This window comes from Ensifer sesbaniae (assembly GCF_013283665.1).
Taxonomy (GTDB): domain Bacteria; phylum Pseudomonadota; class Alphaproteobacteria; order Rhizobiales; family Rhizobiaceae; genus Ensifer; species Ensifer sesbaniae.
In genome coordinates this window covers 2,111,021-2,130,912 of record NZ_JABEKU010000002.1, presented here as the reverse complement: position 1 = coordinate 2,130,912, position 19,892 = coordinate 2,111,021, and the positions used below count along the sequence as shown (strand labels likewise).

The window sequence follows — 19,892 nt, the reverse complement described above, 5'->3', positions numbered from 1 at the left end:
TGGTCAGCGCGCAGGCTGGTTCAACGCCGCCGTCGTTAGTGTCGTAAAAAAATCACTAAGTTCCAGGTTTTTGCTGCTCAGGGCTTAACCTTAGGCGCTCGAAAACGTCCGGGCAGAACTCAAACTGCCTCGCAGTTCCTCGTCCCATCGAGTTCTTCACAATCGTTTCGGTCAATATGCCCCGCTCAATAAGAGGATCGATCGATTCCGCCACTGCATTGCGGGTCAGTCCGGTAATTTTGGTTATATTCGAAAGGGTTAGCTTTTCGTGATTTTGATGCATCATGTAGAGCACTGTCATCATTCCGACCTGCTTCAAACGCGATTGCGGCGTCTCTCCCTCAACCGGCTTGTCGAAAACTTCTTGCAGAGCGTAAGCCGAAAACAGCTGGCTCTGCCAATGGGCATTGAGTGCGCTTGTCATTTTTTATACTGTCAGATATATGATTGTAAAACGCGTCGCGAAATTGCGCCGCTGTTAGGATTGCGCACAATCGCGTCAGTGAAGGTGGTGGTCATGAACAAGTCTCTTGCATGGGCATTTGTCGCTGCAGCCAGTCTAGCGCCATTCTATCTTGTTTTCGACAGTAAAGCGCGAGCGGCCGAATGGGGGTGCCAGGTTATCCTGTGCCTTTCCAATCCGAGCGGTCCGACGCAATACGCGGAGTGCCGGGCGCCAATCCACAGGCTCTGGCGCGCGCTTGCAAGAGGGCGCTCCTTTCCCACCTGCAGCGGCGTTGGGTTTCAGACCTCGCGCCCTCGATACGACCCCTATTACTGCAATGACGGTTATCGCCTGACAACGCGGTATGGAGACCACGGGCTCGAAGCGAGTTGTGTCTCGACCACGCCACAGACTGTCTCGAACGCGGAATGCTACTCCAACGAGGACCGGATGACGTCCTTGGCAGCGTGGCGGCGGAGAGACGGCCGTACGCAGTGCCAGCGTTATGTGACGATGCGACCGAACATACGCCCGCAACCCCACTACATCGACGTGACCATCGACGGTGTTGGCAAGCAACGAGTGTGGTACTGAGCATGCCTGTTGCGTTCCTCGATTTGGCGCAAACGTGCGCACCCACAATTGCAGCCGAGACGCTCGCCGCCATCGTCAGCCTTGAAAGCCGGTTCGAACCCTTCGCCATCCGGGTCAACAGCCGCGCACCACTCTCGGAGCAGCCCACGACCAAGGTGGAGGCGATCGCAATCGCCACGTCAATGGCAGCCGGCCGGCAGGACATCCAGCTCGGTCTCGGCGGCGTCGGCATGGAAGAACTCCGCAAGCTCAACCTTTCGATTTCAGATGCCTTCGACCCATGCCTCAACCTTCGGGCCACGGCGACCATTCTCGACGGATATTACCGGCTGGCGGTGAAAGCGGGCGCGGACCCGGGCCGGGCCGAACAGGTGATGCTGCACTCCTACTACGGACGGAACGATCCCTCTGTCGGCGCGATGGTCAGGTACGATGAGCAGGTCCGCCAGGAAAAAAGCCGGCTCGCCAGCACCATCACGACTCTCATGATCGAAGATGATGGACGGGAGAGGGAGCTCAACGAAGCGCCTCTTGTCGAGGCGATCGGCGATGCCCGCAAGGACGAGGCCCTGGCCGATCAAACGGTGTCGGTGCCGTCCTGGGACGTTTTCAGATCGAGACGGAGGTCCTCCGTCCTCGTGTTTCAGAACAGTCAAATGGAGGAGAGTGAATGACTTTCAGCGCCCGTATCCGCCCGATCGCCGCATCCGCCGTAATGGCAACGGCCATCCTGGCATCCATGGTCGAACCTGCCTTCGCGCAGGCGGCCGGCATCGAGACCGTGCTGCAGAACATCGTCGATATGCTGACCGGCAACATCGCCAAGCTTCTGGCCGTCATCGCGATCATCGTGATCTGCATAGCCTGGATGTTCGGCTACATGGATCTGAGGCGCGCAGGGTTCTGGATCATCGGCATTGGCGGCATCTTCGGCGCTACCGAACTCGTGAACACCATCGTCGGAAGCTGACGCCATGGCGAGTTCGCGGCCAATCCTTGAGGAAGACACGCTGTTCATCGCTTGCACCCGGCCGGCGATGATCGCCGGCGTGACGATGGAAGCCATGGGCATGAACATCATGCTGACGACCATTCTTTACATCGTCGCCGGCTCGATCGCCTACTTGGCTGTTGGCGTCGTCTTTCACCTCATTTTCCGCGCGCTCGTCAAACACGACCACAACATGTTCCGCATCTTGCTGGCTTGGGTGGAGACACGCGGCCGGTCGCGCAACAGCGCCTTTTGGGGCGGAGCGACGCTTAGTCCCCTGAAGCTCGCCCGCAAATACGATGAAAGGGACCTCGGATTTGCCTAGCCTGACCACACTCAGATCTCGCGAACTCGGCCCGGAGACCTTCATCCCCTATGTCCGCCATGTCGACGAGTCGACGATCGCGCTCGATTCCCGGGCGCTGATGGTAATGATCGCGCTCGGAGGCGTCTCTTTCGAGACCGCGGATGTTCTCGACCTGAATGCTCTGCATCGGGACCTCAACACGCTCTATCGGAACATCGCCGACGAGCGGCTTGCCTTGTGGACCCATCTCATCCGCCGTCGCGACAACAGCTATCCGGAAGGCACGTTCACCACACCTTTCTCGGCGGCGCTCAATGATAAGTATCGCGCACGCATGGTTGGCGAGGACCTGTTTCGCAACGACCTCTATCTGACGATCCTCTGGTCCCCGGCCCGCGATCCGGCCGACAAGGCGGCAAGGCTGCTGGCGCGCTTGCGTCGGGCACGTCAGGCCGGGGCAGAACTCGACGAGGAAGCCCTCAAGCAGCTCCGCGACAAGGTCGTCGATGTCACAGCGGCGTTGAAACGCTTCGAGCCCCGCGTGCTGTGCCTCTACGAACGTGACGGCCTGTTGTTCTCGGAGCCGAGCGAAGTGCTGCATCAGTTCGTCGGCGGCCGGCGCGAGCCGATCCCGCTGACGGAGGGGTGCATCGCGTCGGCGATCTACTCGGATCGTGTCATTGTCGGCCGCGAGACAGTCGAGATCCGGCACGAGGCCGAAAGCCGCTTTGCCGGCATGCTGAGTTTTAAGGAATATCCGGCCAGAACTCGGACCGGCATGCTCGACGGTGTGCTCACCAGTCCTTTCGAACTGATCCTGGCGCAATCCTTCTCCTTCGTCTCGAAGGCGGACGCCCGCGTGATCATGGGCCGCAAGCAAAACCAGATGGTCAGCAGTGGCGACAAGGCGGCCTCACAGATCGAGGAACTTGATGGGGCGATGGACGATCTGGAGTCCAATCGGTTCGTGCTCGGCGAGCACCACCTGACGCTTTCCGTCTTTGCCCCATCGGTGAAGGAACTGACCGACAATCTCGCCAAGGCGCGCGCCAGCCTGACCAGTGGAGCCGCCGTCGTCGCGCGCGAGGATCTCGGCCTCGAGGCGGCCTGGTGGGCACAACTACCAGGGAACTTCCGCTATCGCGCCCGGTCCGGCGCGATCACGTCGCGCAACTTCGCGGCGCTCGCGCCATTCCACTCCTACCCGATCGGTCGGAAGGACGGCAATGAATGGGGACCTGCCGTCGCTCTTCTCAAGACGGCGTCGGGGTCACCGTACTACTTCAATATCCATTATGGCGATCTCGGCAACACTTTCGTTTGCGGACCGTCTGGCGCCGGCAAGACCGTGCTTTTGAACTTCATGCTGTCGCAGCTCGAGAAGCATGACCCGCATGTGGTGTTCTTCGACAAGGACAGGGGAGCTGATCTCTACGTGCGCGCCGCCGGCGGCACCTATCTGCCGCTCGAGAATGGTGCCCCGACCGGGTGCGCTCCCCTGAAGGCACTGCAACTGACGCCGGATAACAAGATGTTTCTCACGCGCTGGGTCGGCAGGCTTGTCGGCTCGGCAACACGGGAACTGACTGTGACCGAACTCCGCGACATCGCCTCCGCCATCGACGGCCTTGCCGACTTGCCGGTGGAGCGCCGGACGATCGGCGCGCTCAGGACCTTCCTCAACAACGCCGATCCCGAAGGCATTGCCGCGCGGCTGCGGCGGTGGGAGAGAGGGGGCCCGCTCGGTTGGGTGTTCGATAACATCATTGAGGACATCGGCTTCGACGGCAAATTCGTCGGCTATGACATGACCGATTTCCTCGACAACGACGAAATCCGCACGCCCCTGATGGCCTACCTCTTCCACCGGGTTGAGCAGCTGATCGATGGCAGGCGCATTATCATCGTTATCGATGAGTTCTGGAAGGCGCTCCAGGACGAAGGGTTTCGCGATCTCGCACAGAACAAGCTCAAGACCATCCGCAAGCAGAACGGCCTTATGCTCTTTGCTACGCAGAGCCCGCGCGATGCGATCGTATCGCCGATCGCTCATACGATCATCGAGCAATGCCCGACGCAGATCTTCCTACCGAATGCCCGCGGTGACCACGCCGACTATGTCGACGGCTTTAAGCTCACCGAGCGGGAGTACGAACTCATTGCACGCGAGCTCTCCGTCGAGAGCCGCCGGTTCATATTGAAGCAGGGACATAACAGCGTCGTCGCCGAGCTGAACCTCGGCGGTTTCGACGATGAGCTCGCGATCCTCTCTGGCCGGACCGCGAATATCGAACTCGCCGATACGATCCGCGCAGAGGTCGGCGACCGGCCCGCGGACTGGCTTCCGATTTTTCAGCAAAGAAGGAGTTTGAGCTAATGGCTTCCTATCAAATTCACGGCGCGGCAATAGCCGCAGCGCTCATTCTCTCCGCCGGCACGGCAGCCGCGCAGGGAATCCCGGTGATCGACCGGACCGCGATCGCCAAGCACCTCGAGAGTATCGCCCAACTGAAAGCCCAGCTTGATGCGCTCAACCAGCAGATAGAGCAGGCGCAGCAGCTTTACAGCTCGCTCAACAAGATCACCGACATGGCGGATGTTGCCGGCGTCTTGAACGATCCTGCCGTCCGCAAGGCGCTGCCCGGGGACTTTAACGTCATCGAGGGACTGTTCAAGGGAAGCGGAACGGGCGTGCTCGGCGATACGGCCTCAAAGTTCCTTGAGGGGAATTCGACCTATCGGACCAGCGCAGATGACTTCTACGCGCAGGAGCTTTCGCGCATTCAGAACAAGAATGCCGGGCAGATGAGCCTGGCGCAGCATATCTACGATGCCGCGGCCAAGCGCGTCGATGGAATTGACCAACTGCGCGAGAAGATTTCGACGGCGGCTGACGCCAAGGACATTGCCGACCTTCAGGCGCGACTTCAGGCGGAGACAGCTTTCCTCCAGACCGATGTACTGCGCATGGAGGCCCTTCGGATGGTGCAGCAAGCCCAAGCACAGGTCGACGAGCAGCGCAAGGTGGAGGACTGGCGCCGGCGCATGGATGCAATGAAGGCTGCACTGCAATGAAGGGCCATATCGTTCTTCTCGCTGTCCTGTTGGTGAGCTGCTCCGAGCAAGCCGAACGGACCTACACTGTCGACGAACTCATCGCCGACGAGGCCCTGCTAGCCGAAATCATGGCGACGTGTGGCAACAACCCCGGTGAATTAGGCAATACCCCGAATTGCCAGAACGCGGCGGCCGCAGATTTCAAGGCTCGCTTTCGACGCATGCGAAAAGCGCTTGGAGGCTGAGGCATGTATCAGGTCTTCGCCTTCGTCGACGAGCAGTTCAAGGCACCGCTGGAGACCTTTATCTCCGACGGGACCTCGAACGTCTCCGAGTGGATCTCGGGCCCACTGACGGCAGCGGTCACCCTCTATGTGGTGCTCTATGGCTACCTTGTGCTTCGCGGGTCGGTCCAGGAGCCGATCCTTGACTTCGCCTATCGGGCGATCAAGCTCTCCATCATCGTCATGCTGGCGAAGAACGCCAACGAGTACCAAACCTATGTCGCTAACATCTTCTTCGAGGTGTTGCCGCGTGAGATATCGCAGGCACTGAATACCGGCGCGGCGCCGAGCGCCACAACGTTCGACAGTCTGCTCGACAAGGGACAGGATTCGGCCATCGATATCTGGTCCCGTGCCACTTGGTCGTCGAGTATTGTGTTGGGTATCGGTGGCGCAATGGTGATCGGCGCGAGCTTCACGGTAGCGGCGATCGGCTACGTTGTTTCGCTTTATGCCCGGCTGGCGCTCGCCATCGTGCTCGCGATCGGACCGGTCTTCGTGGCGCTCGCCATGTTCCAGGCGACGCGGCGCTTCACCGAGGCGTGGCTGGGACAGATTGTGAGCTTCGTGATCCTCCAGGTGCTCGTTGTCGCCGTCGGCTCACTGCTGATCACCTGCATTGATACGACCTTCACGGCAATTCAAGGATATAGCGACGTGCTGATGCGTCCAACCGCGCTCTGTGCCATCTGCCTCGCTGCCCTCTATGTCTTCTATCAGCTGCCGAACATCGCTTCGGCGCTTGCCGCCGGCGGCGCGTCGTTGACCTACGGCTACGGTGCTGCACGCGACGCCCACGAAAGCACGCTCGCCTGGGCGGCGTCCCATACCGCCCGTGCGGCCGGACGCGGTGCCCGGGCGGTTGCTCGAACATTCACGTCGAAAGGCTCGGGATCGTGACGCTTTTCGCACGAACAAGAAAAAGGGCACTTCAGGAATGATCAGAACATTTCCGCTGCTCTGCATGGCGGTCGCCTTAAGCGGCTGTGCGTCGCTGACGTATCCGCTCCCGAAATGCGACGGCTATTCGCGCCGCCCGCTTAATCGCGCCATGTGGCAGTGGGAAGACAATAGCTACCTCAAACAAAAACAGTCGGATGCGCGACCGGCGGCCTCTCAGTCCGTCGCCACCGCTTATGTCAATAAGGGCAGGGAGCCTCCCGCCTTCGCCCATCTCGGCATCGACGCCTCCTATCGTCCATGCGAGGGCTGACGCCATGGTCTCCGCGGACGAACTCAAGACATATTTCGAAAGGGCGCGGCGTTTCGACCAGGATCGCATGATACAGGTCGAGCGCTCGGCACGCATCGCCTGGTCCGTGGCCATCGTGGCCGGTATCCTTGCGGGCGCTTCCATATTTGCCGTCGCTGGCCTCACGCCGCTGAAAACGGTCGAGCCGTTTGTCGTGCGGGTCGACAATTCGACTGGCATCGTCGATGTCGTCTCGGCGCTGACGTCGACGGCCGGCACTTACGATGAGGCTGTGACCAAATACTTCGCCGCGAAATACGTCCGCGCCCGCGAAGGCTACGTCTGGAGCGAGGCGGAAGAGAATTTCCGCACAGTCGCGCTTCTCTCGACGCAGCCGGAGCAGGCTCGGTTTTCGGCGCTCTATCGCGGCAGCAATCCGGAGTCGCCACAGAACACCTACGGGCGCGGCGCCACCGCACGCATCAGCATCGCCTCGATCTCACTGATCAATCCGCATGTCGTATCTGTCCGCTACATGCGCACGATCACCCGCGGGGAAGAAGTACGGACAACACATTGGGTTGCGACGCTCACCTTCTCCTATGCAAATGCGCCGATGTCATCGACGGATCGGCTGGTGAATCCTCTCGGTTTTGCTGTCGGCGAATACCGAGCCGATCCGGAGGCCATCAACTGATGCGGGCTATTTTCGTCGCCACCCTCCTCCTTACGACCTCCGCCGCCACGGCGCTCGCCCTCGAAATCCCGCGTGGCGCATCGCAGGACAGCCGTGTCCGTTTCGTCGACTACCAGCCGTACAACATCACCCGGATTATCGGCTCTCTGCGGTCCTCGGTGCAGGTCGAGTTCGCGGCCGACGAGGAGATTGCCCATGTCGCGCTTGGCAACAGCGTCGCCTGGGAGGTCGCACCGGCCGGCAACATCCTGTTCCTCAAACCCCGGGAAAATCAGCCAGTCACCAATCTCTCTGTCGTCACCACACGGCGCGATGGCTCCACGCGCAGCTACCAGATGGAGCTGACGGTGCGAGACGGAACGGTGGAGGTCGGCCAGAATACCTATTTCTACGTCAAGTACCGCTATCCGGCCGACGAAGTTGAACGGCAGCGCCAGGCCGCGGCGGCGCGAGCGGTCGCCGCACAGGCGAAGGAGGCCGACAACGTGCTGGCCATTCATGAGACCTATGGGCCGCGGAATTGGCGCTACTCGGCGCAAGGCTCCCAAGCCCTGGAGCCGCAATCGGTCTACGACAATGGCAAGGTCACGACCTTTTCCTTCGTTGGCAATCAGGAAATGCCGGCCGTCTACATAGAGAACTCGGACGGCAGCGAGAGCCTTGTGCCCAAATCCGTAGATGGGAATCTCGTCCTGGTCCATGCGATTGGCCGGAAGTTCATCCTGCGGAGGGGACGGGACGTGCTCTGCGTCTTCAATGAGGCCTACGATCGGGCAGGTATCAACCCGGACACCAATACGACCTCGCCGTCGGTCGAGCGCATCGTTCGAACCGACGCCGACGTGACGCGATAGGAAGCGGTCATGGTTCATGAAGATGAAAGCCGGATACCGGGGGAACGCGCCGAAACGGTTTCCGGCGGGAAGATCGACAGCAATCCCGCCTTGAGGCGCGGCGCGGTTGCGCTGGCCGTTGTTACCTTTATCGCCTTCGCTCTGTGGTCGATGAGCGGCGAGAAGACTCCGACGGACACAACCAGAGCCGAGCGGGTTGTCATCCGGCAAACGGCAAATTTCGAGCCGGTCAAAGAAAAGGTAGAGCCGGCCCAAGCCGTGCCAGAAATGAGGCTGCCGACCCCTCTCGCGCCTGAGAAGGTGGAGGACGAAGATCCGCTGCTCGACTCGGCGCGCCGAGCTCCGGTCATGGCCTTCAGCGGTGGCCAGAAGAACACGACATCGCACCGTGAGACCGCGGGTCCCGCCATGTCGACGGACAGCAATTTCCTGCCGCTCGATGGAAACATGATCGACCAGAATGCGGCCAGTGCCGATGAACAGCGGTTCAACGGATTGCTACGGCCGACCAGGCTTGAAGGCTCGCGCGCCGGCACGCTCGGCAATCGAAACTTCATCGTTGCGATGGGAACCTCGATACCCTGTGTCCTGGAAACGGCCATGGCATCCGATCAGCCTGGCTTCACAAGCTGCGTGATCAACCGGGATGTCCTTTCGGACAATGGCCGGGTCGTGCTGCTGGAGAAAGGCACGCAAGTTGTCGGCGAATATCGGGGCGGCTTACAGCGAGGACAGAAGCGCCTCTTCGTGCTCTGGAGCCGTGCAAAAACCCCGAACGGCGTCATCGTCACCTTGGCCTCGCCGGCGACGGATGCGCTCGGCCGGGCCGGCGTCGACGGGTATGTCGACACCCACTGGTGGGAGCGGTTCGGGAGTGCGCTTCTCCTATCCATCGTCGGTGATGCCACGAGCTATGCCAACAGTCGCCTGCGGAACAGCGACGTAGACGCTGAGAACACCACAAACGCGGGCCAGCAGGCGGCAGCCATCGCTGTCGAGCAATCAATCAACATTCCTCCGACGCTCAACAAGCACCAAGGCGAGCTCGTCTCGATCTTCGTCGCACGTGATCTCGACTTTTCCGGTGTTTACGGATTGCGGGTGACCGAGCCGAAGAACAAGGTCTTTGACCGCGCGGTGCTGGGGGATTTCAGCCCGCGGTCGACGCTCGTGACGAAGTAGGGTAGGGGCGATGACGGAGGGTCCTGACGCTGCGGTCGTTCGTGAACTGCTGTCTCCGTTCGCGCCGTTCCTTGACGACTCCTCGCTCTACGAAGTGATCGTCAATAGGCCTGGGCAGGTGCTGACCGAAGGCTCCGGTGGATGGCGGACCCATGATCTGCCGGAGCTATCCTTCGAAAAGCTGATGCGTCTTGCCCGGGCCGTGGCCAGTTTTTCCCATCAATCCATCGATGAAACGCGGCCGATCCTGTCGGCAACACTGCCGGGGGATGAGCGAATCCAGATCGTCATCCCGCCTGCGACCGCTCGGAACACGGTCAGCATCACTATCCGAAAGCCATCATTGGTCACATTCACGCTCGATGACCTGGAGAAGGCTGGCTTGTTCGCTGATATGACGCCCGGTAGTCACGTGGCCGGTGCGACGGACCGGAAACTCATCGATCTGCATCAAAGGGGCGCGTGGGCCGAGTTCTTCCGCCAAGCGGTGCTGGCCCGAAAGAATATTGTGATCTCAGGGGCGACGGGGTCGGGGAAGACCACGCTCTCCAAGGCACTCATTCGTCATATTCCGGATGATGAGCGGGTCATCTCGATCGAAGACACGCCGGAACTCGTGATCCAGCAGCCGAACCACGTCCGGCTGTTCTATTCCAAGGGAGGCCAAGGGCTTGCGCGAGTCGGTGCGAAGGAACTCCTGGAATCCTGTCTGCGCATGCGGCCCGATCGAATCCTTCTACAGGAACTGCGCGATGGGACGGCTTTCTATTACATCCGCAACGTGAACTCTGGGCATCCCGGCTCGATCACGACGGTGCACGCCGACTCCGCGAAACTGGCGTTTGAACAGTTGACGCTACTCGTAAAGGAATCGGAGGGCGGTCAATACCTGGAGCGCACTGACATCCGCGAACTCCTGAAAATTGCAATTGACGTCGTCGTACAATGTAAGCGCATCGATGGGCAGTTTCGCGTGACCGAGATCTATTTCAGAGCCCACTGACGGACAGATGTTCAAGAACGGTGCTGAAAACCTCGACCCTATCTCTTTGGGTCGTCGTGCCGTGCATTGCCAAACCGCGTGCTGCGCCAGATAAACATTCAATGCTGGCCATTGATCTAAGGAATGTGCTTGAGGAGCTCTATAACGCTGGTGCCTATCGGGTGCCGGCAGACGAAATCTACTGGCCACCGGAACTGCATCCGGCGGTTTTCCGCGCCCTGAACATGCAATACATTACGCGAAGAGCAGTGGACGATGGCCGCGTCGAATTCTCGCTGACACGGGCCGGCTACGAGGCGATCGAGGCAGACGTACCTTGGTCCTATATCCTGCGCCGGCGACTGCGGGATTTCTTTCGTTTCGGAAAAGGCCGCTAAGCGGCCTCGCCAGAACGCAAAATTGCGTGGTGGTCTCGCGATCGGGGCCATTTAATGTGGGAAACGGCAAGCCATCTCTCAGGCAAACTCGTCGCCTCCCTGCTGAAGTGCGGAACGTTGATCGGGATCAAGGAATAGGCCGCCGTCGGTGCTAGGCTCTTTCCGGAAATCGGAAGAGGAGGATTCCATGTTTCGCAACATTCTCATACCCACCGACGGTTCGCCCCTGGCAACAATCGCGGTCGATGCAGGCATAACTTTTGCGAAGGAGGTCAGCGCAAAAGTGACCATCCTTGCGGTTACCGAACCATACCATCTCTTTTCGGTCGATCCCGAGCAGTTGTCGGGCACGCGCGACGAATATGAGGCGCTGGCCAGCAAGCATGCCGCGGAAATGCTGGCGGCTCTGGCGCGCAAGGCAGAGGCGGAAGGCGTGACATGCCAGACGGAGCAGGTCAGCAGCCACGAGGTCTACCGAGCAATCATCGACCAAGCGACACAGAAAGATGCCGATCTCATCATCATGGCATCGCATGGACGTGGTGGCGTCGGAAGCCTGATGCTCGGCAGCGTAGCTGCCAAGGTGCTGGCTCATTCGACGATACCGGTATTGATCTATCGCGCGAAGAAATGAGGCGACGTAGCTCTACGCGTCGTTATGTCCTGCGTGCGCCGGCAGCGCGCTGAAGGCGTATGACGGTACCGGATGAGGGGGACGCGCTTTTCCAACATAGCAACGGCCCGGCGATCTTCTGATCCCGGGCCGTTTGATCCTTGGGAGGATAAGGCGCCCCTCGAGGCGCTGGAATTGGTTAGCCGCGGCGCGTGTCCGGGAAGTTTGCCGGGTCGATGCCGAGAGTGCGCAGGTCGCTTGCCTTCGGGCGGCGGTGACCTTCGACAGCGGCGGCCGCAGCGCTGGCAGCGCCGAGAACTGCGAACGCACGGCCGATGAAACCCTTGTGGTAAGTTGTGGTAGCCATCTTCTTGCTCGCTTTCGTTTTCTCTCTGATGAGGAAAAGATGGGCTTTCACCGTTCTTTTTGCAATGCACAATCGGGCACCCCAGCCATGCAATGGAAGCAGGCCCGGTCGGCAGTCAAACCGACCGGGCCTGCGGATAGGCCCTGGGAGGAGGCGCTATTCAGAGCAATTCCACGAAAAGTTTGAAACGGTTTTCCGTTCGGAATTGCGTCGTTTCAACGATCTAGTCTTCGCTGGCCGCGAGCTGGGCGAGCACTTCGCCACGGCCGCGGGCCCTAAGGATCAGCGGTACGATCAGGGCGGCAGCCGCGATCACCAGCAGCACGGCGGCAATCGGCGACGTGAACAGCACCGTGATGTCTCCCTGGCTGATCGAAAGCGCCCGGCGCAGCTGCTGTTCGGCAAGCGGTCCGAGGATCAGTCCGACGACGACAGGGGCGATCGGATAGCCGAAGACACGCATGGCATAGCCGAGCAGGCCGAAGGCAAGCAGCATGCCGAGTTCGTAGACCGACGGATTGGCGCCGATGGTGCCGAGCGTCGCGAACAGGAGAATGCCGGCATAGAGCCAAGGTTTCGGGATCGTCAGCAGCTTCACCCAGAGCCCGATCAGCGGCAGGTTCAGCACCAGCAGCATGAAGTTGGCAATCAGCAGGCTGGCGATCAATCCCCAGACGAGCTGCGGGTTGGTGGCAAACAGCAGCGGGCCGGGCTGGAGACCGTATTGCTGGAAGCCGGCGAGCATGATCGCGGCCGTCGCGGTCGTCGGCAGGCCGAGCGTCAGCAAGGGCACGAGCGTGCCTGCGGCAGAGGCGTTGTTGGCCGCTTCCGGACCGGCGACACCCTCGATCGCGCCATTGCCGAACTCTTCCGGATGTTTGGTCAGACGCTTTTCCGTCGCATAGGACAGGAAGGTGCCGATCTCGGCGCCGCCGGCTGGCATAGCGCCGATCGGGAAGCCGATGACGGTGCCACGCAGCCAGGCCTTCCAGGAACGCGCCCAGTCGGCAGCGCTCATCCAGACTGACCCACGGACAGCCTCGACCTTGTCGGGCCCCTTGTCGCCCTGGGCGGCAATGAACAACGTTTCGCCGATGGCGAACATCGCGACGGCGAGCGTCGTCACTTCGATGCCGTCAAGCAGTTCCGGAACGCCGAACGAAAGGCGCGCCTGGCCGGTCAGTTGGTCGATGCCGACGACGGCAAGTGCCAGGCCGACGAACAGCGACGTGAGGCCGCGAAGGGTGGAGTCGCCGAAGGCCGAAGAAACGGTGACGAAAGCAAGAACCATCAGCGCGAAATATTCGCGGGGACCGAATACCAGGGCCAGTTTGACAATGTAAGGGGCGATGAAGGCGAGGCCGAGCGTGGCGATGAGGCCGGCGACGAAGGAGCCGATTGCGGCCGTTGCCAGAGCAGGACCACCGCGGCCGGCTCGGGCCATCTTGTTGCCCTCGAGCGCAGTGACGATCGAGGCACTTTCGCCGGGCGTGTTCAAGAGGATCGACGTGGTCGAGCCGCCATACATGCCGCCATAATATATGCCGGCAAACATGATCAGTGAACCGCCAGGGTCGAGCCGATAGGTAACGGGCAGCAGGAGCGCCACGGTCAGCGCCGGGCCGATGCCCGGCAGAACGCCGACGGCCGTGCCGAGCGTCACGCCGATCAGCGCATAGAGCAGGTTCATCGGCTGCGCAGCAACCAGCAATCCCTGCAGCAGGAAATCAAAAGTAGCCATGGTCGTCGGCCCTCTTAGAAGAACAGGCGTTCAAGCGGCCCTGCGGGCAGCGACAATTGCAAGAGCTTGGCGAAGACAACCCAGACGACGAAACAGAGCACGATGCCGACGGGGAGAGAGAGCCAGAGCCTGCGCTTGCCGAAACCGCGTGCGGTCAAGGCAAACAGAATGCCGGTGGCGATCGAAAAGCCCGCGACGTTGAGCAGGAGCATCTGGGCTGCAAGACCTGCGACGATCCAGATGACCGGGGCAACCTCCTGGCGCTCACGCTCGGGAAAATCGCCGCGGAGCGCTTCGAACACGGTCCAGATCGACAGGCCGAGAAGACACCAGGCGATCGCATAGGGGACCGTCGTCGGTCCGACCTGGGAATAACCGGCAGTACCGGTCAAGCGCGACACGTCCCAGAAAATGAGTCCAGCGATAGCGGCGAGAACCGCCGCGATGAAGAGCGCCGCCCGATCCGGGCGGCGCGTTGGAGTGGAAGGGTGATGCCCCTTGGTCATTTCACCAGTCCAATGTCCTTGAGAACACCTTCGGTTGCCGCAACGTCCTTCTCAAGCTGGGCGTTGAAGGCGTCACCGGCGAGGTAGCTGTCCTGCCAGCCCTTGGTCTTCAGCACTTCCTGCCAGCCAGCGGACTTGGCAAGCTTCTCGATATCGGCCGATACGGCCGCCTTCTGCTCGTCGGTCAGGCCCGGAGCAGCCGCGACCATGCGCCAGTTCTCGACGACGACGTCGACACCGGCCTCTTTCAGCGTCGGAGCGTCGACGCCCGCAATACGCTCGGGGCCCGAGACTGCGAGCAGACGAAGCGTGCCGGCCTTGATCTGCGATTCGAATTCGCCGTAGCCCGAAACGCCAGCCGTCACCTGGCTGCCGAGGATTGCTGCAAGCGCTTCGCCGCCGCCGGAGTAGGCGATGTAGTTGATCTTGGTCGGATCGACGCCGGCAGCCTTGGCGATCAGGCCAACGGCGATATGGTCGGTACCGCCGGCCGAGCCGCCTGCCCAGGAGACCGCGCCCGGATCCTTCTTCAGCGCTTCGACAAGATCGCCCATGGTCTTGATTTCGGAAGCAGCCGGTACGACGACGGCTTCATATTCGCCGGTGAGGCGGGCGATCGGCGTCACGTCCTTGAGGGTAACCGGAGACTTGTTGGTCAGGATCGCGCCGACCATGACGTATCCGCCGACGATCAGGGCGTTCGGGTTGCCCTTCTGCTGGCTTGCGAACTGGGCGAGACCGATGGTGCCGCCGGCGCCCGGTACGTTCTGAACCTGAACGTTGCCGGAAATGCCTTCCTGCTGCATGACCGTTTGCAGCGAGCGGGCCGTCTGGTCCCAGCCGCCGCCCGGGTTTGCCGGTGCAATGATGGTGTAGTCAGCGGCAAAGGCCGGCAGTGCCATGGCGCCGGCGAGAATCGTTGCGAGGAAAAAATGTTTCAAGGTCAGTCCTCCGTGAGGCGCGTTTTCACCGCGCACGTTGTTTCTGCGTGCGGACGGGAAGACGGCGACGGGTTCTTTCGACCCTTATCGCTTGACCGGATTGGTGGCTTCCTCCCAGTACGCAACCGGCAAACCCGCCTCCACGGGTGCCAGTGACCCTAAGGCACCATAGAAAGCTGACATTTAGCTGACATCAAGCCCCGAATGCGCTTTTCGAGGCATGGCGTTTACGAAATCTTAGGCTCGTGGCCCCGCCGGCGAGGGAAATGGCGTCGCTGCCAGTCTGGCTGGTCGGGTTCGCAGAGGTAGATCCACCGGGAAAGGGGCGAATCGAAACCTCGGAGCCGGCTCCACGGATGATGGTCGCGATATCGCGAGGACGACAAGCTGTGGTAGTGTCGCGCCCGCCACCCCGAAGACCTGTTCGAAAGGATGGAGCCATGACCAAGACAGCCAATTCCAATATCGCCAAGGCTACATCGAAGCGGCCCGCAAAAGAAAACGCTGCGCGGGCGAGTGTGTCAGCCAAAAACGAAGGCAAAAAAGAGGAGAAGGGACAGGCGCCCGCGGACCAGCCGAAATTGCTTTCAGGCGGTAATCCTCAGATCGCCAAGGGCTACGGCGATGCACCGGTCCAAGCCTATATTGCCGCCATGCCGGGCTGGAAGAGCGCGGTCGGACGCCGTCTCGACCAACTCGTCATGCGTGCCGTCCCGGAAGCGCAAAAGGCGGTGAAGTGGAATTCGCCGCTCTATGGGATGGAGGGCAACGGTTGGTTCCTCGGCATTCACTGCTTTGCCAAATATATCAAGGTCGCGTTTTACAACGGCGCGTCCCTGAGCCCGCCGCCGCCAGTCGAATCCAAGATCGCGAATGCGCGTTATTTCCATATCCACGAGAAGGACGAGATTGACGAGGCTCAATTCAGCGATTGGGTAAAACAAGCGAGCCGATTGCCCGGCGAACGCATGTGAGCGGAAAGCTAGGTGTTGCGCGAGCGAACCCTGCGTGCAACGTGTGGCACCGGAGAGGAGATGATGGGATGAAGAAGAAGACGAAGACGATAAAGACTGACGCCGCGGACGGAGAAGCGTCTGCCTCCGAACGAATCGATGCCAGGATCGCGGAACTGGATGACTGGCGGGGCGAGATGCTTGCCCGGGTTAGGAGACTGATCAAGGAAGCCGATCCTGAGGTCGTCGAGGAATGGAAATGGAGAGGTGTTCCGGTTTGGGAACATGCGGGGATCATCTGTACCGGCGAGAGCTACAAGTCCGTGGTCAAGATGACCTTCGCCAAGGGGGCGTCGCTCGAAGATCCGGCGGGTCTCTTCAATTCGAGCCTTGATGGCAATGTCCGGCGGGCAATCGATATTCATGAGGGCGAACAGTTCGACGAAGAGGCCTTGAAGGCTCTCATTCAAGCGGCTGTGGACCTGAACCTGTCGGTGCAGGCCGAGCGTAGCGGCCGGTCCCGGAAGAGGGCCTGAAAACTCAGATAAGGCGCGGCCGACTTGGCGCGCGCCTTGTTTTCAGTGGAGCCGCAGGACCTCGTTCCATTTGGCGATCAACCGCGAGCGTTTCACCTGATCAAGATAGACCATCAGCCCGGGGCTGACGGGAACGGGGCGCAATTGAGCGCCGAGCATCTCTTGCATCGTATTCGCGGTGTTCTCGCCGGCGACCTCGGGGCTGACGGCGGCAATCTGCAGTTCCCGCGCCATGATCGTCTGTCCTTCCTTGGACATGAAGAATTCGAGATAGCGCCGTCCAAGGTCTGGAGAGGCCGAGGCCTGTGGAACCAGGCCAATTCGCGACATCACCACCGTGTAGTCTTTGGGCAGAACGATCCCGACATCCGGATGCCGCGCTGCCCAGTCCGCCGCGTAGGAGCCCAGAATATTGTAGCCGAGCACGAAACGCCCGTCGGCGACACGCTCGAGAATGGCCTCACTGGTGGAGTAGAGCTTGACGCCGGCGGCACCCATGGCCTGAATCACGTTCCAGATATCGCCGAACTGCTCCTGGTCGCGCGACATGAACAGGAAGCCGACGCCGGAGCGCTCGATGTCGTAGGTTCCGATGCGCCCGAAGACGTTGGCACCCTGGCGCTTCAGATAATTGACGAATTCGGCCCGTGTCGACGGCGGTTTCTCCGTCGTGAAACTTGGCTTGTGATAGACGAAGACGGCCGGCTCGAAGGTCAGCGCATAGGCCGTGTTGCGCCAGTTCGCCCAGGCGGGCCAGCGGTCGCTCATCGGCAGGTCACTGCGCTGGGCGTAGCCGTCGTTGCTGAGCTTGACTTGCAGGTCCATGGCGGAAGAAAAGGCGAAGTCCGCCGTCTTCATGCCGGCGTCCGTTTCCTTGACGATGCGGTCGTAGATCTCGCCGGTCAGCATGTCCTCGTAGCGTACGGCCACATCCGGATTGGCCCTCTGGAAGCCGATGATCATCGGCCTGGCGAGAGGTTCATCGAGCGAGGAATAGACCACAAGCGTGCGTGCATCGGAGCTGCCGGAAAGAGCTGGAAATATGATCGGTGCCGCAAGCAGCAGCCGGGGGCAGAGGGCAAAAAAAAGAAGAGAAATCAAGAACCGCATGAATCCACAATGCCTCAGTGCGTCACCGTTCACAAGCAAGGCGTCGCCGGATAAGGTGGTGCAGGGAGTGACGATATTTGCGCATCTTGCTTGTTGAGGACAACCAGGACCTGGCCGAGGGTTTGTCTGCCATTTTGCGTGGCAGCGGCTACGCCGTCGACGTCGTCAGTGACGGGGCGTCGGCGCATGCGGTCGCTGCGGCTGAAACCTTCGATCTCGTCATTCTCGACCTCAACCTGCCGGAAATGGACGGGCTCGATGTGCTACGGGCAATGCGCGCCCGGCAGAACCGTGCGGCGGTGCTGATCCTTACTGCGCGGGGAGCGCCTGAGGAACGGATCAAGGGGCTCGATCTCGGCGCCGACGACTACATGATCAAGCCGTTCGACGTCGGGGAGCTCGAGGCGCGCGTGCGCGTGTTGCTGCGCCGGCAGGCGGGCCTCAGGGCATCCACGGTGAGCTATGGCAATGTTTCGCTTGATCTCAATACCCGCAGCTTCTCCTCAGGCGGCGCGCCGATCGAGATCCCTGCGCGCGAATTAGGCCTTCTCGAACTCCTGTTCATGCGGGCCGGCAAGGTGGTCGCCAAGGATGCGATCATGCAGTCGCTGACCGGCTTCGACGACGATTTGAGCCCCAATGCGATCGAGCAATATGTCAGCCGGCTGCGCAAGCGGTTGGCGCCGCATGGCCTCACCGTTCGCACCGCCCGCGGCATTGGCTACTACCTCGACAAGATGGCCGGGCCCGAATGAGAGCGACGGTCTACAGCCTCCGCCGGCGCCTACTTGGCTGGCTGCTGATTTCGACAGTCGTCATCGGCGTGATTGCGCTCATGGATACCTATCGGGAGGCGGTCACGACCGCCAACGTCGTCTCCGACCGCGTGCTCGCTGGCTCCGCCTTGGCGATCGCGGAGCGTGTGGTCGTGGCAGAGGACGGCTCGCTCGAGGTCGATATCCCCTATGTCGCCCTGGAGATGCTGACCTCTGCCGCACAGGATCGCGTTTTCTACAGGGTCGACGGCCCGCCCGGCCAGTTCATCACCGGCTACCAGACGCTTCCGTCGCTTGCCGAAGAACCTGGGACATCCACGACCTTCGCGGATGCGACCTTTCGTGGCGAACCGATCCGCATCGCCGCCCTTCGCCGTTCCGCCTCGACCGGCATCAATTCGGTGCCCTTCGTCGTCACCGTTGCCGAAACGACGATTGCGCGCCGGCAACTGGCGCAGACCATTCTGGTCCGATCGGCTCTTCGTCTCGGCATGATGATCGCCGGCGCCGCGGTTATCGTCTGGATCGCAGTCACATTTTCGCTGCGCCCGCTTTATCGGCTGGGAGACGCGATCGCCGAGCGTAATCCTGATGATCTGCACCCGATTGGTGAACGCGTGCCAAACGAAGTCCAGGGGCTCGTCGACACGGTCAATTCCTTCATGGGGCGGCTGCAATCGGCGCTCGATGCGCTGCGCAATTTCACCGGCAACGCCAGCCATCAATTGCGAACGCCGCTTGCGATCATTCGGACCCAGCTCGCCTTGGCTCAGCGTGCCGGGTCCTTCGAGGAGACGAAGAGTGCTGTGAAAAAGGCCGACGAAGCCGTCGCCAATGCTGAACGCATCCTGGGGCAATTGCTGCTGATGGCGAAAATCGACGCGGCGGGCAAGAACGAGGCGCGGATGCTGGAGCGTGTCGATCTTGTCGAACTCGCGCGCGAGATCACCGCGGAACACGTGCCGGCGGCTGGAGAGGCCGATATCGATCTCGGCTTCGACGGCGAAGGCGAAGCCTTCATTCGCGCCGAGCCGCTGCTGGTGGCCGAGATGCTCAAGAACCTGATCGGCAACGCCTTGCTCTATGCCGGCTCAGGTGCCGAAGTGACGACACGCGTTGTTGCAGACAGCGGATCCGTGTCGCTGGAGGTCGAGGATAATGGCCCGGGCATTCGGGCGGAGTTGCGCGAGAGAGTGTTGCGGCGCTTCGAGCGCGGAGGCAGCGAAGCGCCGGGTTCGGGGCTCGGCCTGCCGATCGTCGAGGAGATCGCGGATCTTTATGGGGCGACGACCAGTCTCAACGAAGGGGCGGACGGTCGCGGCCTGAAGGTGACCATCCGCTTTCCGGCGGGCTAGTTACAGGCCGG

The 19,892-nt window shown here is 61.1% G+C and carries 25 protein-coding genes; 19 read left to right on the top strand and 6 right to left on the bottom strand.

The window, feature by feature from the left end; genetic code table 11:
* Nucleotides 1-55 precede the first annotated feature (55 nt).
* Nucleotides 56-424 carry a MarR family transcriptional regulator gene (locus BHMPCIPO_RS27675; RefSeq protein WP_173519920.1) on the bottom strand — a complete coding sequence of 123 codons (369 nt, stop codon included), beginning with the start codon at nucleotides 422-424 and terminating at the stop codon, nucleotides 56-58.
* Nucleotides 425-517: 93 nt separating this feature from the next.
* On the opposite strand from BHMPCIPO_RS27675, the gene BHMPCIPO_RS33195 reads away from it, so the two are divergent.
* The 15 genes from BHMPCIPO_RS33195 (at nucleotide 518) to BHMPCIPO_RS27605 (ending at nucleotide 11,617) form a co-directional block, all read left to right on the top strand.
* Nucleotides 518-1,039, top strand: a complete 522-nt coding sequence (locus BHMPCIPO_RS33195) for a hypothetical protein (protein WP_246304583.1) — start codon at nucleotides 518-520, stop codon at nucleotides 1,037-1,039.
* 2 nt (nucleotides 1,040-1,041) lie between these two features.
* A complete protein-coding gene (locus BHMPCIPO_RS27670) occupies nucleotides 1,042-1,713 on the top strand; it encodes a lytic transglycosylase domain-containing protein (RefSeq protein ID WP_173519919.1) in 672 nt (223 codons plus the stop codon).
* Nucleotides 1,710-2,009 (top strand): TrbC/VirB2 family protein, encoded by a 300-nt coding sequence (locus BHMPCIPO_RS27665; protein ID WP_060582384.1) that lies wholly within the window; start codon nucleotides 1,710-1,712, stop codon nucleotides 2,007-2,009. The genes BHMPCIPO_RS27670 and BHMPCIPO_RS27665 overlap by 4 nt, the downstream gene beginning before the upstream one ends.
* A gap of 4 nt (nucleotides 2,010-2,013) precedes the next feature.
* Entirely contained in the window at nucleotides 2,014-2,355 is a 342-nt protein-coding gene (locus BHMPCIPO_RS27660) for a VirB3 family type IV secretion system protein (protein WP_173519918.1), read from the top strand.
* Entirely contained in the window at nucleotides 2,348-4,714 is a 2,367-nt protein-coding gene (locus BHMPCIPO_RS27655) for a VirB4 family type IV secretion/conjugal transfer ATPase (protein ID WP_446661676.1), read from the top strand. Before BHMPCIPO_RS27660 ends, BHMPCIPO_RS27655 begins: the two co-directional genes overlap by 8 nt.
* A complete protein-coding gene (gene virB5, locus BHMPCIPO_RS27650) occupies nucleotides 4,714-5,412 on the top strand; it encodes a P-type DNA transfer protein VirB5 (protein ID WP_173519916.1) in 699 nt (232 codons plus the stop codon). The genes BHMPCIPO_RS27655 and virB5 overlap by 1 nt, the downstream gene beginning before the upstream one ends.
* Nucleotides 5,409-5,639: an EexN family lipoprotein gene (locus BHMPCIPO_RS27645; protein WP_173519915.1), complete on the top strand. Its 231-nt coding sequence runs from the start codon at nucleotides 5,409-5,411 to the stop codon at nucleotides 5,637-5,639. The genes virB5 and BHMPCIPO_RS27645 overlap by 4 nt, the downstream gene beginning before the upstream one ends.
* Before the next feature lie 3 nt (nucleotides 5,640-5,642).
* Nucleotides 5,643-6,578, top strand: a complete 936-nt coding sequence (locus BHMPCIPO_RS27640) for a TrbL/VirB6 family protein (RefSeq protein ID WP_173519914.1) — start codon at nucleotides 5,643-5,645, stop codon at nucleotides 6,576-6,578.
* A 37-nt stretch (nucleotides 6,579-6,615) separates the two neighbouring features.
* Nucleotides 6,616-6,891: a hypothetical protein gene (locus tag BHMPCIPO_RS27635; protein ID WP_173519913.1), complete on the top strand. Its 276-nt coding sequence runs from the start codon at nucleotides 6,616-6,618 to the stop codon at nucleotides 6,889-6,891.
* 4 nt (nucleotides 6,892-6,895) lie between these two features.
* Entirely contained in the window at nucleotides 6,896-7,567 is a 672-nt protein-coding gene (locus BHMPCIPO_RS27630) for a VirB8 family type IV secretion system protein (protein WP_173519912.1), read from the top strand.
* Nucleotides 7,567-8,421, top strand: coding sequence for a P-type conjugative transfer protein VirB9 (gene virB9 / locus BHMPCIPO_RS27625; RefSeq protein WP_173519911.1), 855 nt, complete (start codon nucleotides 7,567-7,569; stop codon nucleotides 8,419-8,421). Before BHMPCIPO_RS27630 ends, virB9 begins: the two co-directional genes overlap by 1 nt.
* A 9-nt stretch (nucleotides 8,422-8,430) precedes the next feature.
* Entirely contained in the window at nucleotides 8,431-9,603 is a 1,173-nt protein-coding gene (virB10, locus tag BHMPCIPO_RS27620; protein WP_173519910.1) for a type IV secretion system protein VirB10, read from the top strand.
* A gap of 10 nt (nucleotides 9,604-9,613) precedes the next feature.
* A complete protein-coding gene (gene virB11, locus BHMPCIPO_RS27615; RefSeq protein ID WP_173519909.1) occupies nucleotides 9,614-10,606 on the top strand; it encodes a P-type DNA transfer ATPase VirB11 in 993 nt (330 codons plus the stop codon).
* Nucleotides 10,607-10,707: 101 nt separating this feature from the next.
* Nucleotides 10,708-10,983, top strand: coding sequence for a hypothetical protein (locus BHMPCIPO_RS27610; protein WP_210266661.1), 276 nt, complete (start codon nucleotides 10,708-10,710; stop codon nucleotides 10,981-10,983).
* Between the two features lie 187 nt (nucleotides 10,984-11,170).
* Entirely contained in the window at nucleotides 11,171-11,617 is a 447-nt protein-coding gene (locus tag BHMPCIPO_RS27605; protein WP_173519907.1) for a universal stress protein, read from the top strand.
* A gap of 178 nt (nucleotides 11,618-11,795) precedes the next feature.
* On the opposite strand, the gene BHMPCIPO_RS27600 is transcribed toward BHMPCIPO_RS27605, so the two are convergent.
* The 4 genes from BHMPCIPO_RS27600 to BHMPCIPO_RS27585 all read right to left on the bottom strand — a co-directional run bounded on the left by BHMPCIPO_RS27600 (nucleotide 11,796) and on the right by BHMPCIPO_RS27585 (nucleotide 15,151).
* Nucleotides 11,796-11,963: a hypothetical protein gene (locus BHMPCIPO_RS27600; protein ID WP_089045897.1), complete on the bottom strand. Its 168-nt coding sequence runs from the start codon at nucleotides 11,961-11,963 to the stop codon at nucleotides 11,796-11,798.
* 223 nt (nucleotides 11,964-12,186) lie between these two features.
* Nucleotides 12,187-13,704, bottom strand: a complete 1,518-nt coding sequence (locus BHMPCIPO_RS27595; protein WP_173519906.1) for a tripartite tricarboxylate transporter permease — start codon at nucleotides 13,702-13,704, stop codon at nucleotides 12,187-12,189.
* Between the two features lie 14 nt (nucleotides 13,705-13,718).
* Nucleotides 13,719-14,210, bottom strand: a complete 492-nt coding sequence (locus BHMPCIPO_RS27590) for a tripartite tricarboxylate transporter TctB family protein (protein ID WP_173519905.1) — start codon at nucleotides 14,208-14,210, stop codon at nucleotides 13,719-13,721.
* Nucleotides 14,207-15,151, bottom strand: a complete 945-nt coding sequence (locus BHMPCIPO_RS27585) for a Bug family tripartite tricarboxylate transporter substrate binding protein (protein ID WP_173519904.1) — start codon at nucleotides 15,149-15,151, stop codon at nucleotides 14,207-14,209. The genes BHMPCIPO_RS27590 and BHMPCIPO_RS27585 overlap by 4 nt, the downstream gene beginning before the upstream one ends.
* A 440-nt stretch (nucleotides 15,152-15,591) precedes the next feature.
* Between BHMPCIPO_RS27585 and BHMPCIPO_RS27580 the strand changes: the two genes are divergently transcribed.
* Together BHMPCIPO_RS27580 and BHMPCIPO_RS27575 are read left to right on the top strand one after the other, a co-directional pair.
* A complete protein-coding gene (locus tag BHMPCIPO_RS27580) occupies nucleotides 15,592-16,125 on the top strand; it encodes a DUF1801 domain-containing protein (protein WP_173519903.1) in 534 nt (177 codons plus the stop codon).
* 68 nt (nucleotides 16,126-16,193) lie between these two features.
* Nucleotides 16,194-16,640: a DUF1801 domain-containing protein gene (locus BHMPCIPO_RS27575; protein ID WP_173519902.1), complete on the top strand. Its 447-nt coding sequence runs from the start codon at nucleotides 16,194-16,196 to the stop codon at nucleotides 16,638-16,640.
* A 42-nt stretch (nucleotides 16,641-16,682) separates the two neighbouring features.
* Here BHMPCIPO_RS27575 and BHMPCIPO_RS27570 read toward each other — a convergent pair whose 3' ends face one another.
* Nucleotides 16,683-17,750 (bottom strand): ABC transporter substrate-binding protein, encoded by a 1,068-nt coding sequence (locus tag BHMPCIPO_RS27570; RefSeq protein WP_173519901.1) that lies wholly within the window; start codon nucleotides 17,748-17,750, stop codon nucleotides 16,683-16,685.
* Between the two features lie 77 nt (nucleotides 17,751-17,827).
* Between BHMPCIPO_RS27570 and BHMPCIPO_RS27565 the strand changes: the two genes are divergently transcribed.
* Together BHMPCIPO_RS27565 and BHMPCIPO_RS27560 are read left to right on the top strand one after the other, a co-directional pair.
* Nucleotides 17,828-18,505 (top strand): response regulator transcription factor, encoded by a 678-nt coding sequence (locus BHMPCIPO_RS27565; RefSeq protein ID WP_173519900.1) that lies wholly within the window; start codon nucleotides 17,828-17,830, stop codon nucleotides 18,503-18,505.
* A complete protein-coding gene (locus BHMPCIPO_RS27560) occupies nucleotides 18,502-19,881 on the top strand; it encodes a sensor histidine kinase (RefSeq protein ID WP_173519899.1) in 1,380 nt (459 codons plus the stop codon). Before BHMPCIPO_RS27565 ends, BHMPCIPO_RS27560 begins: the two co-directional genes overlap by 4 nt.
* Nucleotides 19,882-19,892 lie beyond the last annotated feature (11 nt).